The 14,154-nt window shown below is 35.2% G+C and carries 15 protein-coding genes; 2 read left to right on the top strand and 13 right to left on the bottom strand.

Going from position 1 to position 14,154, the window contains the following annotated elements; genetic code table 11:
* Nucleotides 1–169: 169 nt before the first annotated feature.
* Both MVE07_RS00165 and MVE07_RS00160 read left to right on the top strand, forming a co-directional pair.
* Complete coding sequence (locus MVE07_RS00165; RefSeq protein WP_297452603.1) at nucleotides 170–829, top strand: hypothetical protein; 660 nt, start codon at nucleotides 170–172, stop codon at nucleotides 827–829.
* Nucleotides 830–956: 127 nt separating this feature from the next.
* Nucleotides 957–1,208: a hypothetical protein gene (locus MVE07_RS00160; protein WP_297452602.1), complete on the top strand. Its 252-nt coding sequence runs from the start codon at nucleotides 957–959 to the stop codon at nucleotides 1,206–1,208.
* On the opposite strand, the gene MVE07_RS00155 is transcribed toward MVE07_RS00160, so the two are convergent.
* The 13 genes from MVE07_RS00155 to MVE07_RS00095 form a co-directional block, all read right to left on the bottom strand.
* Nucleotides 1,209–5,555, bottom strand: coding sequence for a hypothetical protein (locus tag MVE07_RS00155; protein ID WP_297452601.1), 4,347 nt, complete (start codon nucleotides 5,553–5,555; stop codon nucleotides 1,209–1,211).
* Complete coding sequence (locus MVE07_RS00150) at nucleotides 5,555–6,733, bottom strand: hypothetical protein (protein WP_297452600.1); 1,179 nt, start codon at nucleotides 6,731–6,733, stop codon at nucleotides 5,555–5,557. Before MVE07_RS00150 ends, MVE07_RS00155 begins: the two co-directional genes overlap by 1 nt.
* Before the next feature lie 11 nt (nucleotides 6,734–6,744).
* Nucleotides 6,745–7,545 (bottom strand): hypothetical protein, encoded by an 801-nt coding sequence (locus tag MVE07_RS00145; protein WP_297452599.1) that lies wholly within the window; start codon nucleotides 7,543–7,545, stop codon nucleotides 6,745–6,747.
* Between the two features lie 12 nt (nucleotides 7,546–7,557).
* Nucleotides 7,558–8,040, bottom strand: coding sequence for a hypothetical protein (locus MVE07_RS00140; protein ID WP_297452598.1), 483 nt, complete (start codon nucleotides 8,038–8,040; stop codon nucleotides 7,558–7,560).
* A gap of 13 nt (nucleotides 8,041–8,053) precedes the next feature.
* A complete protein-coding gene (locus MVE07_RS00135; protein ID WP_297452597.1) occupies nucleotides 8,054–8,926 on the bottom strand; it encodes a hypothetical protein in 873 nt (290 codons plus the stop codon).
* Between the two features lies 1 nt (nucleotide 8,927).
* The gene (locus MVE07_RS00130; RefSeq protein WP_297452596.1) at nucleotides 8,928–10,379 is read right to left on the bottom strand and encodes a hypothetical protein; all 1,452 of its coding nucleotides are present in this window, start codon (nucleotides 10,377–10,379) and stop codon (nucleotides 8,928–8,930) included.
* A 3-nt stretch (nucleotides 10,380–10,382) separates the two neighbouring features.
* Nucleotides 10,383–10,949: a hypothetical protein gene (locus MVE07_RS00125; protein ID WP_297452595.1), complete on the bottom strand. Its 567-nt coding sequence runs from the start codon at nucleotides 10,947–10,949 to the stop codon at nucleotides 10,383–10,385.
* 29 nt (nucleotides 10,950–10,978) lie between these two features.
* Entirely contained in the window at nucleotides 10,979–11,173 is a 195-nt protein-coding gene (locus MVE07_RS00120; RefSeq protein ID WP_297452594.1) for a hypothetical protein, read from the bottom strand.
* 20 nt (nucleotides 11,174–11,193) lie between these two features.
* Nucleotides 11,194–12,303 carry a DUF5309 family protein gene (locus tag MVE07_RS00115; RefSeq protein ID WP_297452593.1) on the bottom strand — a complete coding sequence of 370 codons (1,110 nt, stop codon included), beginning with the start codon at nucleotides 12,301–12,303 and terminating at the stop codon, nucleotides 11,194–11,196.
* A 13-nt stretch (nucleotides 12,304–12,316) separates the two neighbouring features.
* The gene (locus MVE07_RS00110; protein WP_297452591.1) at nucleotides 12,317–13,216 is read right to left on the bottom strand and encodes a hypothetical protein; all 900 of its coding nucleotides are present in this window, start codon (nucleotides 13,214–13,216) and stop codon (nucleotides 12,317–12,319) included.
* Between the two features lie 88 nt (nucleotides 13,217–13,304).
* Nucleotides 13,305–13,559, bottom strand: a complete 255-nt coding sequence (locus tag MVE07_RS00105; RefSeq protein WP_297452589.1) for a hypothetical protein — start codon at nucleotides 13,557–13,559, stop codon at nucleotides 13,305–13,307.
* Nucleotides 13,549–13,908 (bottom strand): hypothetical protein, encoded by a 360-nt coding sequence (locus tag MVE07_RS00100; protein WP_297452587.1) that lies wholly within the window; start codon nucleotides 13,906–13,908, stop codon nucleotides 13,549–13,551. The genes MVE07_RS00105 and MVE07_RS00100 overlap by 11 nt, the downstream gene beginning before the upstream one ends.
* A 61-nt stretch (nucleotides 13,909–13,969) precedes the next feature.
* Nucleotides 13,970–14,154: hypothetical protein (locus tag MVE07_RS00095; RefSeq protein WP_297452586.1), on the bottom strand; the 185-nt coding region annotated here is incomplete at its 5' end.

Here is a 14,154-nt window from a genome sequence, read left to right as displayed (position 1 = left end):
GTAGTGCTTGGAATGTTTTTTATAAGTAAAGGAGAAAGCAATGGAGATAAGTAGTGAATTAGCTATTTTTATAGTTTTGGGATTTGTCCTTATTGCTTCTGGTATTGTGTATGTTTTATTTGGAAAAGATGAAAAGAAAAAGATAAATGTTTAGCGAAAAGAGGGGATTATGTTTTCTCATATAGGGGAAATTTTAAGTATCTTGTTTAGTTTTAAAGTATTAATTCCTGTTATAATTTATGGACTATTTACATTCTCTCTTGTTTTTCTTTCAGGAATATTTTTAATTAAAGATAAAATAGGAACAGGAATATTTTCATTGTTAATATCATCTTTTCTGCAAAGTGTTGCGTTAAGTTTAATGGTAGCTTGGCTTACACTTGTTCTATTTGAAATTCCTGAAAATGGTTTAGAATTTTTAATTTCTAATATAGGTTCTATATTAAAAGCAAGTTTAATTGGTTTTTTCTTCGTTGTTTTTTTATCTTTAATCCCTGTAGTTAATGCAATTATGCAAAATAATATTATCAGCGAATTTATTATGGGCGTGATAATATTTAATGCTTTTCTCTCCAATGTTAAGGAAACATATCCTATTTTAGGATTTGTTCAATATCCTTCTATTCTTGAAACAATTATAATAGTTATTACTTGGACAATAATAAGTTTTGGGATAATGGCACTAATTGCTGTAATTGTTCCTTTCTTTGTTAAAGATGAAGAACAATTTGAAACAGTTTTCCCTATTGTCGGAATGGTGTCTGGTAGCATAATTACAGCCTTTCCTTTAGCAGCATATATAATTAATGTGAAATTAAATAGTTTCTAAATGAAAATCAGAGATATAATCTTTGGACTATATCTGTTTACCTTTTGCTATCTGTAAGTATGCCTTGCCAATTTAGATTCATGCAATTATCGTTATTTTTATAATTTTAAATTTTGGGGGATTAGCTATGAAATCATTGGTTATTATTCTAACATTAGCAGTTTTTTCATTTTCGTTTGCTTGGGACAGTTGGGGCAGTAAAAGAGGTTATTCTAAACCATATAAAGATTATTGGGGAAATAGTTATAAGAGTTATGACAACATGTGGCGAGATGATGACGGAGATGGTGTATCAAATTATTACGACTACAACGATAGAAACCCTAATATCCAATATCCTTATCAAAGAGGGTATAAAAGAAGAAAGTGGGGATGGTAATTAGTCCCCACTTTTCATCACACTCATAATATTCCTCAAAGCCCTTTCATATCCTTTTCTAAGGAATGGGTCTTTTGTGTTTTGATATTCTTTGTAGAACTTGTTGTATAGCTCCTGCAACTCTCCTTTTGACTTTTTCATTAACAGCATTCTTGCTTCAGGTTTGGCATACTGCATAATCTCTGATGGAACTCTCCTGCTAAACATGTAGTTAAATAAAGCCTGTTGAACAGCTCTTTGGTCTTTGTAGTATCCCTCCTGAATAAGTTGTTTTACAGTTTCTATATAAGTCTGCTTGTCCTTATTTATATATGCCTCTTGCAGTCTTTGCATTAATTTATCTCTGCCTATTCTTCTGTCTTCTTTTACTCCTCTCAGTTCCTGCTTCATGTTGTAAAACTTCTGCAGTTTGACCGGAGTTCCTCCAAGAAGCAGAGCAATTGCGTCTTTAGTGGTGCCTTTGATAATAGGTCTGCCTTTTCTGTAGATATACCCTGTTGTAAGTATATCAACTGCATCTTTTACTTTTCTCAGATAAGATGGAAGAAGTTTCACAAAGTCTTCTTTTGCTTTTTCCCAGTCTTGATTAGAAATGTCATCTAAAGTTCTGATAATATTAGCTACATAAGTTAAAGGAGCAGATGAAGTAGCACCTTTACCTGTTATAGCATTGTAAGCATCTTTTACTGGTGATAAAGCAGCTCCAAATATATCACCAAGTCCCATATTTTGATAAAGACTAATTCCTGTTAATGCCCCCAGTATCCCGTATTCTCTTAGTTCTTGGAGTTTTTCTCTACTCATTACTCCGGCTTTTACAAGCTGCTCTTCTAAAGGCTTGCCTACATGTTCATAAAGCCAGTCATTTATTCCAAGCCATTCTCCAATCTCATATCCAAGCATGGCGTGAGTTCCTAAAAATGTTGCAAGCATCATAGAGCCTGCAATCCTATACTTCCATGGAAGGCTTAAAAGGAAGTTTAACTCTTTTATCAGGAAAGGTTTAAACATCATATAAAATCTAATCAATGGGTTCCTGAGAGCAGGTGGAGTATCATAAACTTTCATATTAAAGTTTGTCTGCATTGCAAACTCTTTTGCCAGTTTAGCTTTATTGCCTTTATATCCCATTGCCTTGAGCTGTTCATATTTAGCCAAAAATGCAATGGCTCTTGCTGTTCTGTCTCCGATGGTAAGAGGGGCAAGGGATATGTTTTCAGCAATACCTTTAGCGAATGTTTTACCGGTGTATTGGTTTATATCTGCCAGTGTTGGAGCATCAGAAACCATTCTCCATGATAGAGCTCTCAATCTTTTATTTGTAGCAAAGTCATATAGAGCTTTTGTAACAAACTCACCGGCTTTTACAAGGTCGTGTTTTACTCCGCTATCTGCAAGCTGTTTTGCCAAGAGTGTCCATGTATTTGTAGGAATTGTTGAAAGCTGAACTATAAGCTGGATAGGTTTACCAAACCCCAGATATACATGGGATAATGCCTTGTGAGTTTTGTTTATCATTACAAGCCCAGGTCTATCTCCATAGGCAAGCCCAAGTCTCTCAGCAATTTTCATAAGTTTTTTGTTTCTTTTTAAGAAATTATTTAATGATTCTTCTCCTTTCCTTGGTCGTCCTAAAACATCGTTTATAAACTCTGCTATGTATTCTGCTTCTCGTCTTTTATTTGGGTCCTGAATCCTGCTTATTGCATTCTTAAGCTCTTCTACTGGAGTATCTTTTGGCAGGTTTAAGCCATAATCAGATAAAAACATTCTTATGAGTTTAGGTTTGACATCTTCCATAGCTCTGTATCTGGCTGTTTTATGCAGATACCATTCAACATCAGAAAGCAGACTTTTTTCTGGAAGTGCCTGAAGTTCTACCAATTTTCCTTTTTTCTCTGCTGCGAACTTTTGAGCTGGAGCAAGTGTTTTAAACCTGCCTATTACGTTTCCTTCGTTGTCATAAACCAGATAAGGAAAGTTTTCCCAGCCGCCTACACCTTTTCTTTTTTCTTTAAATCCTATGTATCTATGGAAAGAAAGTCTGTTCATTCTTTCTCTTAATGCTTCTTTGAATTTTTTAGGGTCTTCTAAATCTTCTGCATTTACCAGCTTGAACTTAAATTCTTTAACTTTAGGTTCTACAAGGCCTGCGTTTTTCTTTATAAATTTCTCTGCATCTACTTGTTTTTTGAATGTAGCAAGGATATTTCCGTTTTTATCTGTCACATAGTAGTTGTTGAATACGTGAGGGACATATCCATAAACAGGATTATCTAAATCAAGCTGTCTTGCAGCCCATTTCATACCTGAGTCAAAGGCTTTATAAGCCTTTTTAATGTTTTCAGGAATAGGATTTCCCAATGCTTTCTCAATATCTGTTATATCTTCTATTTCAAACTTATCCCTTATGTGCAATATGTTTTCAAAGATTTCCCTGTCTGAATCTGTTTTCAACTGAGAATTAATCCTTTCCATTATTTTCCTATAACCTTTTTCAAGCCGTTCCTGTTTTTCAAAGGCTCTTTTGACAAGGTCATAGTATTTTTCTTTGCCCATCTTTTTAAAGACTTTTTCTGGGTCATTAAAGTTTCTATCCCAGAAGGCTACAACATTTTCTCCTAATAGTTTGTCTTTAACCTGTTTTTCAATATAATCAGCCCCTTCAAATATCTTGCTAACTGGAATACCTGCGTAGAGTTCAGTATTGCCATTTTCAGGTTTAGGACTTATATTATTATTGGCGCTGTCAACGGGAGGAGTCCCTGCCTCCATTTGACCGTTGGCAGACAGTCTACCCGGTGCAGGGTAACGGGTAGATGGCCAAATTAATTCATAATTTTTCTTTTTTGCTTTTTTTAAGAAACTTTTAATATTTTTAGGATGGAAAGAGACAATATTTACTCCTCCTTCTTTAAAATCAATGAAAATTCCTAATAGCCCAATTTCACCATTCGTTTTATATGTTTTAAAGTAGTAATATTTATCTTTGCCTTGTTTTAATATCATCTGCGGATTTTCTATAATATCAGGGATTAAAGGTAAATATTTAGCTCTTGTTTTTTCAAATCCAAAAACATCTTCAGGTTTTACCTTCCCTTCTTTTATTAGCTGGATAGCTTCTTGTGGAGAATTAGCTTTAGCTATAAATCCTTTCTTTTGGCTTTTATTCCCTGAACCTGCTATTAATCTAAAGAAGTGGCCTTCTTTGAGTTTTATTTTATGCCCAATAGGAGATGTAAACTCTTTTCCTAAGATATTATTTTCAAAATAATCCCATGCTTCTTTTACATCACTGCCTTTTAAAAGTGGAGTGTTAATTTTTGCCGGTTTTATCTCATCTAATTTCAAATCCACATAAGCATCTGTTGACTCTGCTCCAACTTCTTTAACCGGTTCTGGTAGGTCTTCTGTAGCTTTTATTTTCTTTTGAATACTTTTAATTTGTTTCTTTGCTTCTTCAGGTAAGTTATCCATGTTTAAGAGTTCATCGGTTGATTCTAAGAGTTTTTGATTATCCCCATTTTTAGCAGCTTTATAAGATTCAGCTACTTTTACAGTAGCTTCTTTGTTTTTGGTTTTTCTAACTGTCTTAAAAACAGATTTCAACTCTGAGAGGATATCGTCAATAAATGGAGATACTTTTTTTGCCCCTGCTTTAACTATCCTTGCTACATGGGGGCTTGCAACCCCTACTCCAAAATCAATGAGAGAATCTATCCCGGCGTCTTTTAAATCATAATTTTCTCTACCTGCCAGGTTCACAGCTGTATATCCTGCTCCGGTTCCAAGAGACTCAACCACGGATTTTGCAACCCTTGATTTAGGAGACAGAGCAGACATTGCCAGACTGCCTGTTGCTTTCATACCAGGATTAAAAGCAATTAAAGACGGAGTTTCCCTGATTAAAGCATTAACTATTTCTCCACCAAGACCGTGGAATTTATTCTGATATTCATCGGCTTTCCAGTAGTTCTTTGTTTCATTCCCTATCTGCTTGATATCCTCCGCAACCCTATGTGTATAAAATTGCATTAATGGGTCATAGGTAATTCCTTTAGATACTTTATCAAACAATTCTCCTATTGTCTCTACAAGCTGACCACTTCCGTGTGCAAACTGTCTCCAGGCTTTTTCATAGATTGGGGCTTCTTTTACAAATAAACTTTGCAATTCATCTTTACTTTTATCTGCAAAAGCTGTAACAACCTTTAACTTTTCTTCTTTTGGTAAGGTTTTAAAATCTGGGTCTATTTTTTCTAATACTTTAATCCTTTCAAATTCTGGAAGCTGATAAAAATCGGGGTCTTTTAAAACTTTATCTGGAGTTACTTTCTCCATTTCCATTATTTACTCCCGAATTTTGATAAATAATCTTCTGCTGTTTTATAACCAACTTGTGGATTATATGTGAAATTTTCTACTGTAGAGTTTAACTGATATCTTTGTTTTAATTTTTCTATCTTTGATATTGGGACAACTATAACTTTGCCTTTCACATTAATCTCAACTGCCGGTTCTCCATTTCTTTCTGTTACTACCCTGTAACCCTGCCCATTTATGTTTATCAATGGTTTATTGTCAATAATGCCAATAACTTTATATTTGTCTCCATTTTTTGTAGTTATATAAATATCTTTACCTGAAAAAGCCTTTTTCAAATCCTGATATGTGGCGTTTCTTGGAATTTCAACTTTGTTTCCGAATATGTCAGCCGAAGTTTTTTTGGAGAACTGGTCTAAGACTCTTATTAACTGCCCGGTTGAAAGATTTATTTCTTTGTTCTGCTTAAACAATTTTTGCTTCTCTATATTTTCAATAGCAAGATTATGTCTATGTTTCTCTTTTAATTCTCTGAGCCTTATTCTAAAGTTAGTTCTTTCTTTTGGAGACATCCCTTTAACCATTTCCTTGTCATAAGTCCACTTGATAGTGCCGTCAGGATTTTGAATTACCGCAACCGCAACTTTTTTATCTCCTAAATCTACGAAATCTGTTTTTATCACCTTTGGTTTAGGCTTCTCTACTTTCGGCAAATTGATTCCGTATATTTGAGCTTTTATACTGCTTGCTATAAAGGGGTCTTTATTGGCATATTCAGACAAAACCCCACCTTTATACTGGGTTTTAATCCGAGGTTTAGGCAGGTTTAACTGTGGTAAATTCTGCATTGCCCTGTCTATTAGACTGCCTCCCGGTGCTCCGAATAAAAGCCCCTGTTGTCTTGCATTGTTAAAGGCTGTATTTATGTCTTGCTGAATATTTCCGGGATTCAAAGTTTGGTCAAGGTTTATTACTTCTGCCTGCTGTTGTCCAAGTAATTCCCTAACAAGTTTTTTCCTTTGCTCGTTTTCAAGATCAAGCTTGAATTTAGCTAATTCTTTTGCTCTGTTTATTTGATTTTCATATTGCTGTCGTAATAAATCGCTTTTAAGTTGCTGAGATGCCAATAATCCAAGACTATTAAGCAATCCAGTCTGAAATAATCTTATTTGCTCAGCTCTTGGGTCTCCAAGTATTATCATCGCATTTCTCCTTATCTGAATGTTGTTGCTATGCTATTTCCTAAAAGACCTCCTGTTTGCGCACCCATAAGTGCACCTACAGGTCCACCAAAGTAAGCTCCAACAGCAGCTCCACCTAAAGTTCCAAGCGCCCCAAGTAGCCCTGGTTTACCTTTCTTCACTATAGGTTGTGCAACAACACCATGTCTTGCTGTCATCATTGTATTCCAGAGATTTGCAGGATACGACAGATAATCTTTTTCAAATTCTCTCATGCTGCCGAATAATCCAAGGAGTTGAGAAATACCAAAATTATATTTAGACATGGCAACTCCAAGAGGTTGCTTGGCAAGTTCGGCTGCTAATGGTAAATATTTAACTTCGGTATCAACTGCTTTTTGTAGTGCATCATTTATTGCTCTTTGGGTTATAGAACTGTTAACTATTCCTCTTTTAGCCGTTTGATTAAGTATGTCTCCAAATTGTGTTTTGAACATAGAATTGACAGCTCTTTTATATGAAGCAGGCAATTCTCCATGACTAATTCGGTTCAATTGCCCAAGTGTATTATTAAAAGTCCCTAATGTTTGTCCAAACAACCATCTATGATTATTTAAAGCCTGACCTAATAACCCGCTATTCCAAGCCAAATTCCCAAGGGTGTTAGCTCTGCTTAAACTTGATTTGGCATAGGGATATAAACTATCAAGTAACCCTTTTTCCTGTGGACTTGCAGGAGCTATCATTCTTCTTGGGTCTGCCCATTTGATTTTATCAGAACTGCCAAATAATGCCTTTCCTATACCTTTAAATAAACCACCGAATAATCCCATTTTCATTCTCCTTTAAGGAAGTGGATTTGTTTTTACTGATTGGTTAAACAAATCTTCTTCAACAGCTTTCACGTCAACGCTTTGTAAGTCTTTTATAACAGGAAGTATCTGATCTATCCAATTCCATATAAGAGTGTCGTATGTGGAGTACCAATCCAAAATGCCTTTTGCTTCACTGTCGCCTTGATTTGCATAGAAGAGAATATCAACCTCGTTATAGCCTGACTTTTTTAGTATTAGTTTCAACCTATCTTCTTCAAGTTGAGTAAGTTGTCCTTGTATTTTAGCCTTCAACTCTTCAGGTGTAGGTGGAGGAGGTTCATACACTACAACATCATTTTTATTGAAATTCCATTTTCTTTTGCCTTGATTGTTAATAAACTCCAGCCATTGTTGTTCGGTGATTTTGACAGCGTTTTGAGGAATTGTTTCGTGTATTTCATCATCATAAAAAGCTCTTGGAAACCCTTTTTTATCAAATACTGCGTATTTCATTTAAAAACCTCCTTTAGTAGCCTATTGCTATATATCTTGCAGTCGTTGGATATGCTGAAGCCCACGCCGAAAATGTAGCATTGTCATTAGGGCTAATCCCAAGCGAATGAACTCCATTTCCTACATCAGTTGCAACTACAGATACACAGGCATTAGGGAATGCTATTGGGAAATGTCCTGTAAATGGTCCTCCATCGAGTGAAAATGTTCCCCATTGAATGATTACCCCGCTTGGTAGTTTCTGATACCCATTTGGATTATTCGAACTTGAAAAATCGGCAGGAAGACCTCTGACTAAATCTGCATCTAAACCGCTTCCAGCTCCGTCATTCCCTTCGTGCCAGATTTTCTTCCCTGCCACGAAAAGATTTTGCCCCGCGAAATCAGATTCTAAAAAGTTTCCATTATATGCTGATAAATAAATTCTAAAGTTCCCGTCTTTTTTGGATGAATACTCTACCCTTCTGGATTGATCCTTTTCAGGATAGATTGAAAGACCAATACTATCTGGGGCGTTTGGATCAGGTGAAGTAGAATTTATAATAAAAGGGAACCAATTGCTGTCTGTATTTAGCTGAGTAGGAACATCACTTCTCAGAAATTGATAAGCCCTTAATCCCTCTAATGTTAGTGCATCTCTGCCTACTCTTGCTATCTCAACCCAGTTTGTTCCGTCGTATCTTTTTAGTATCCCAGTGTTCTCATCAAACCATAATTCACCAACAGCAGGATTTGACGGTGCAGTTGTGCCGGTCTGGAGCTTTTTTACTTGATTAAGCTTGCTATACAAGTCATTAAAATTATTCTCTGCCTTTCCAAACCCCTGATAAACCGTATCACCACTGGGATTTGTATTAATCGGATTAGGATTATTCCAATCTGCCATCTTAAGCCTCCATAGGAATGTAATCAATAAAGAGTTGATAAATCGTTGCCGGTGTATCTAAAGACACATAAAAACCAAGTTCATCAACCACTTGTGTTGAGTGTATGTGTTTATTAATTGTTTCAGGCATTCCGAAGATATAAGAGTTAGAGTCAGTTATCTGACTTTGAGCATCGTAAATATATTCGGAGCTTGTTTGTATGCTTATATTTGCAGTTTTTTTACCTGTCGTAATAGAAATACTGCCTTCCTGTTTTATGTTTTTTATTCCAAATCCAAACCTTACGATTGTATTCTTTAGTCCTGCAGTAAACTTTTTTGACTTTAGAGCTGAGTATATTCTCTTAACCTGATAAATATTTTCATTATCGGACGCTATCTCCTGGCTTGCATCGTAGATATAGCCTGAAAAACTGTCATAAGGAATATCCTCTTTGTAAAGATAGATATTGTCCTTCAGCCCATATAAAGCCCCATCATCAACAAAAACATCAATCGGAAGCTCTGTTTTAAAAGTTCCGAAAGAGCCATACTCGTAAAAATATAACAATGTTTCTCTTGAACCTTTGATAATAAAAGCTCTTAAAGTCTGTGAATAGAAAACCCTTAAAGATGTATCTATGTTGTCTTTTAGAAATCTCTTAACTTTCAGGTCTAAATCTCCAGCTACTACATCAACAAACCTGTCTTTTACAACAGAATAAAAGCCGTTTTTGTCAATTGCGTAAACATCAGACATTAAAGAAATTGTAGAGCTGTTATTTATAGCCCCTCTCTTACTGTTCAATAACTTAACAGAAGACATACCTATAAGCTGATAAATCTTATCCTCTTTAAAAACAAGCAAATCATCTAAAAAGTGATTTATAGCAGTTATGTCCTTACCTTCTTTATATCCGATTTGAAAATACTGTGCAGCCGAGGGGTCATTACTGTCAGGTGTCCAGTCTGTTGCATCTCCTACCCTTGAAAACCAGACCTCATCCCCAGAAGCAATCACAACCCGACCGTATTTCACAAGCAGGTCTTTTGCCACTGGAGATGAAGTCTTTGTAAGAGTTTCTGTAGAAGTATCGTAAACCCAAACACTATTACCAACAGTAAAAACTACAGCAGGGTCAAACCATACAAGTTTTGGGATTATTGTTATATGGTCTGTGATAATTCCTTTTGATGTATAAACTTTAGCCTGTGTATCATAAACCCCAAAATCCCCGTTATCAAATATCAGATAAATCAGGTTATCTCTTTTTAGTGCAGATAAAACAGTAGCAGTAAAACCGTATTCAATCTGAAAACCACCTCTTGTCCGTGGTCCTCCGGATTTATATATAAGGTTTTGAAAAACTTTAAACTCATTGTCAGCAATATCAAAATCAGACCTTTCCGTATTAAGCCCACCTGTAAAATCCGTTAAAGTAAGCCTCTGATACCTTGTTTTAGGATATCTCATCTCTTACACCACAAACGGCATAGGTCTTTCAATGTTGCTGTTGCCGTAATTGTTTATCACCTGAAGCAGTCTTGACTCAAAAAATTGAGCAAGCTGCACTTCAAAGTTTGTGTTTATGTTTACCCTGTTCAGGGCTAAATATGTAGCAATCTCTCTAAGTAGGTTTAAGAAAATGTTAGGAATTGCTAACTCATCATTAACAGAAACATAAGCAGGATACATATAGAAGTAGTAAAGTTTTAGATTTTCGTTTTTGGAATATAAATCTCTACCAATGATTTTATAAGAAAACTCATCAACCTCTGCATCTGGAGGAACTGATTTCAGGATAAACATTCCATTAGTTACGCTATACTCTCTAACAAAGTCGCTCGGTAGTGTAGCCTGACTATTAGTCAGAGTTAAATCAGTCTCTTTTAAAAGTCCTTTAAATCCGTTGTTAATTGCGATATTGGATATATAGTCCTGAGCTTGATTAACATAATTCAGCAACTCTGCATCTGAAAACTCTATCTTATCTTGGTCATTGATTGCGTATCGGATTTGCTGAAAAAGGTCTTTTACAAGCATGTTAAACCTCCAAAAAGGAAGGGGTTAGTTTACCCCTTCACTTTATATTTGGAGGCAGCTTTCATAACCTCTTCATCAGGATGAGAAAATATAAATTTTCCATTTCTTTTTATTGCTTCATAATATTTTCCATCGTGATAAAAGCCTCTAACTCCTATTACAAGTTCAGGAGTTTTTTTAGCTTTTACTTGTTTATTTTCTTGAGTTTGTTTATTTTGTGCCATTTTTATCTCCTCCTATCTAATTAAGGTGCTGCAATATTCTCAAGTTTTCTCCAAGCAGATGGATACTCAACTTTTATAGTAAATTCTTCAAGCAAGAGATATTTTTGTCCGTCATCTGTTTTAGCTAATTTTTCCATTCCATCTGGTCTAAGAGTAGCCTTTTTAACTTCAGCAGGGTCTATGAGGAACAGGTCTCCTTCCTTAATTGTCCTGTCATACTTAATCGCTATATCTCCTTGGTTAGTTACAAGTTTAAGAACTTTTCTACCAACTTTTTCATCAGTTCTTTCAACAAGGAGCTTAGAATCCCACCAGCTATTTATGATTTTTTGATAAGAGGGATTTATCCAGATTTCGGGCATAAGCCCCATATCAAATACACCGTCATTATTCATTGCAATTATCTGGTCAATTATCATGTCAGGAGTTAAAGCAACTCCCCCAGCATCAACTTTATTCGCTACATAGAAGTTAATACCACCCATTGTTCTTTTCTTTTCAGAAGTAGAGTCAAACCTAATTCCATACCAGACAGAACGAGCTTTAAGAGAGTCAAGCCTGAATATTTTTTGTCTTACCTGCCTTGCTTTCTCACTTTTTGCCCATTCAGGAGAAATAGCTTCTAAGGAACCAGTAAGATATAGGTTGTCTTGGAAAACCTGAGTAACATTTGAATGCTTTACAGGTTCAGAAACTCTTGAAGCACCTGTGAGATTTCCTTCAGTTGCTACCGAAGAAACAACTTCCAATTTACTATTTGCTGGATGTGTAGCTGCAGTAGTTCCTTGAAAGCCTCTAACAACTGTAATAGTATTTGCAGCATAATCTACCCCTGTAACCTGAACCCTTTCATTTTCAATTTCTACGATATCACCAACAGCAAATACATCAGCAGTAGCTACATTAATAGTTGTGTCAGTGTTTGTAATTTCTCCGCCTGTTCCTGTCCCAGTCCCAGTAGTAAACAGCCCTATTACTTCATCTTCATACCACTCAATACCTGTTGTATCAATTTTGCCAATAGAAGAAATAGCACTTAAAATCGGGAGTTTTTTAATCCCTAAAGCCTTCCTTACCTTTTCAACAGGGAAACGCTGTTTTACTTCATAAGTTGTGTTCATTGCTGGCATTTTTCACTCCTCCTTAACTTAAAAATTCTAAAAATTCTTGGAATTCGTCCTTTTGCTCCTGAACAGGAATCTGTGGAGCAGAGGGGGTTTCAACAGTATTTATAGGTTGCTGTGGCTTTGGCTGTTGCACATTTGCCTGCTTGGCCTTCAACTCTTCAAAAATTTTATAGGCAGTTTCAAAATCACCATTTATCATTGCTTGCTGATATTTCAAAAACGGTTCAATTACAGGTTTAAAAAGACTTTCTAATTCTTTTTGTGCTTCTGCAGGGTCTTTGCCTATTTTCTGAGCATAATATTGGATAAATTTAGCGTCATTCTCTGCCATTCTTTGTTGCTGTATTTGTGCTTTTACTTGTTCCTCTACTTGTTGTTTGGCTTGGTTTAAAAATGTTTTATACATTTCTTCTTGTTCAGGAGTAGCAGTCAGCTTGTCAAATTCTTCTCCAAAGACCTGTTTATATGCTTCATTTGCCATATTTGTTGCTTCTTGAATTATTTGATATTGCAATTGGACATCATCTGGGAGTTGAGGTTCCTGCGGGTTTGTTTCGTTAAATTCTGTCTCCTGAAGAGTTTCATTAAATTCAGGTTCTTGTGGTTTTGTATCTAAGAATTTTGAATATAAAATCTTTGCTTCTGGGGAAAGCCTATTAGGGTCTATTTCTTGACCTTGTTCTAAAAGTTGTTGTAGTTCTTCTGCAGTATAATACTGAGGTTCTTCCTGTGAGGGTAATTCATCTTGATTAACTTCAGTTTGCTTCTCATTCAGAAAACTTCCAAATTCATTTAAATCATCATGAGAAAAATCTTGTGTCTGCGTGTCCTGAATATTTTGTGTTTCTGTGGAATACGTTTGTGGTGTATTTTCTTCCCCGGGCAAGTTCTGTCCTTGCATTATTCCTTCAGGCATGGCTTAGCCTCCAATAGTTTTACTCAAATCTTAAGACTGATATAGGTAAGGAACAAATCTAAGAATTGAAAAAAGGGAATTATGGGAATTAAGGATTTTTAAGGAGTGTTTCTAAACTTTCACACCAATTTTTATATCTAAGCCAATTTTCGCTAATTATTTTTGCATTCTCTACATCAGCACAGTAATAGTACTTTCCTTCAAATTTAACCCTGAAAATTTCATAAGACTGGAACTTAGGTTTTTCTGGAATGACAGGTTTTTCACACTCAACATATACAGGTTTCTGTATATATTTGTAAACTACTTTAGGTTCTTGTTTAGTTGCACAACTACTTGCCAATATTAGAAAGCACGTCAAAAACAAAATCTTTCTCATGAAGCTGTTCTCCTGTTTCTATTTTGATTTGGCATTCTTTTTTAATTATTGTGGCTGGCTTTATGTCTTTCGGCTTACTTTGTTTTAATTTCTGTAAGCCCGATATGAGATTGTCTTTGTTTTTTAACAATTTTCTACATAATCTTTGATTATCTTTTAAGTTTTGCCGGAGTTGTTTAATTACCTTATCTTTTGAACTTATGTTTTCCAAGAATGTTTTATTGTTTGATTTACAAAGTTTTAGCTCTTGATTTATCTCTTGGAGCTGCAATCTTATTTGTGAAATATTTCTTTTAAGTTGCTCTATTCTCAACTTTTGAAATAGAAATATACTTGATATTAAAGCAATTAAAATTCCGTAGATGAAAAGCCTTTTATTTATCAAGTTGAGTAGAAACATTTTTAGCCACCTTTTTTATGCTTGGGATAGTCTTGTTTATTCCATATAAGGCTGCTATTAGTATCATCTGATTTAAAGGCAAGTCTGGTATTTTAAGGGTTTTGATTGTTATATAAGCTGCAGATAGTATGTAGTATAAAAGAAGGAGAAATCCTGATA

It is taken from the genome of Persephonella sp. (assembly GCF_027023985.1).
Classification (GTDB): Bacteria; Aquificota; Aquificia; order Aquificales; family Hydrogenothermaceae; genus Persephonella_A.
This window is presented reverse-complemented; position numbering and strand designations above follow the sequence as displayed.

Bases quoted from the DNA above. Each gene is read 5' to 3' on its own strand.
- MVE07_RS00115 (WP_297452593.1), bottom strand. From the start codon at position 12,303: ATGCCAGCAATGAACACAACTTATGAAGTAAAACAGCGTTTCCCTGTT.
- MVE07_RS00110 (WP_297452591.1), bottom strand. From the start codon at position 13,216: ATGCCTGAAGGAATAATGCAAGGACAGAACTTGCCCGGGGAAGAAAAT.
- MVE07_RS00140 (WP_297452598.1), bottom strand. From the start codon at position 8,040: ATGAAATACGCAGTATTTGATAAAAAAGGGTTTCCAAGAGCTTTTTAT.
- MVE07_RS00130 (WP_297452596.1), bottom strand. From the start codon at position 10,379: ATGAGATATCCTAAAACAAGGTATCAGAGGCTTACTTTAACGGATTTT.
- MVE07_RS00155 (WP_297452601.1), bottom strand. From the start codon at position 5,555: ATGGAAATGGAGAAAGTAACTCCAGATAAAGTTTTAAAAGACCCCGAT.
- MVE07_RS00160 (WP_297452602.1), top strand. From the start codon at position 957: ATGAAATCATTGGTTATTATTCTAACATTAGCAGTTTTTTCATTTTCG.
- MVE07_RS00135 (WP_297452597.1), bottom strand. From the start codon at position 8,926: ATGGCAGATTGGAATAATCCTAATCCGATTAATACAAATCCCAGTGGT.
- MVE07_RS00125 (WP_297452595.1), bottom strand. From the start codon at position 10,949: ATGCTTGTAAAAGACCTTTTTCAGCAAATCCGATACGCAATCAATGAC.
- MVE07_RS00165 (WP_297452603.1), top strand. From the start codon at position 170: ATGTTTTCTCATATAGGGGAAATTTTAAGTATCTTGTTTAGTTTTAAA.
- MVE07_RS00150 (WP_297452600.1), bottom strand. From the start codon at position 6,733: ATGATAATACTTGGAGACCCAAGAGCTGAGCAAATAAGATTATTTCAG.
- MVE07_RS00145 (WP_297452599.1), bottom strand. From the start codon at position 7,545: ATGGGATTATTCGGTGGTTTATTTAAAGGTATAGGAAAGGCATTATTT.
- MVE07_RS00120 (WP_297452594.1), bottom strand. From the start codon at position 11,173: ATGGCACAAAATAAACAAACTCAAGAAAATAAACAAGTAAAAGCTAAA.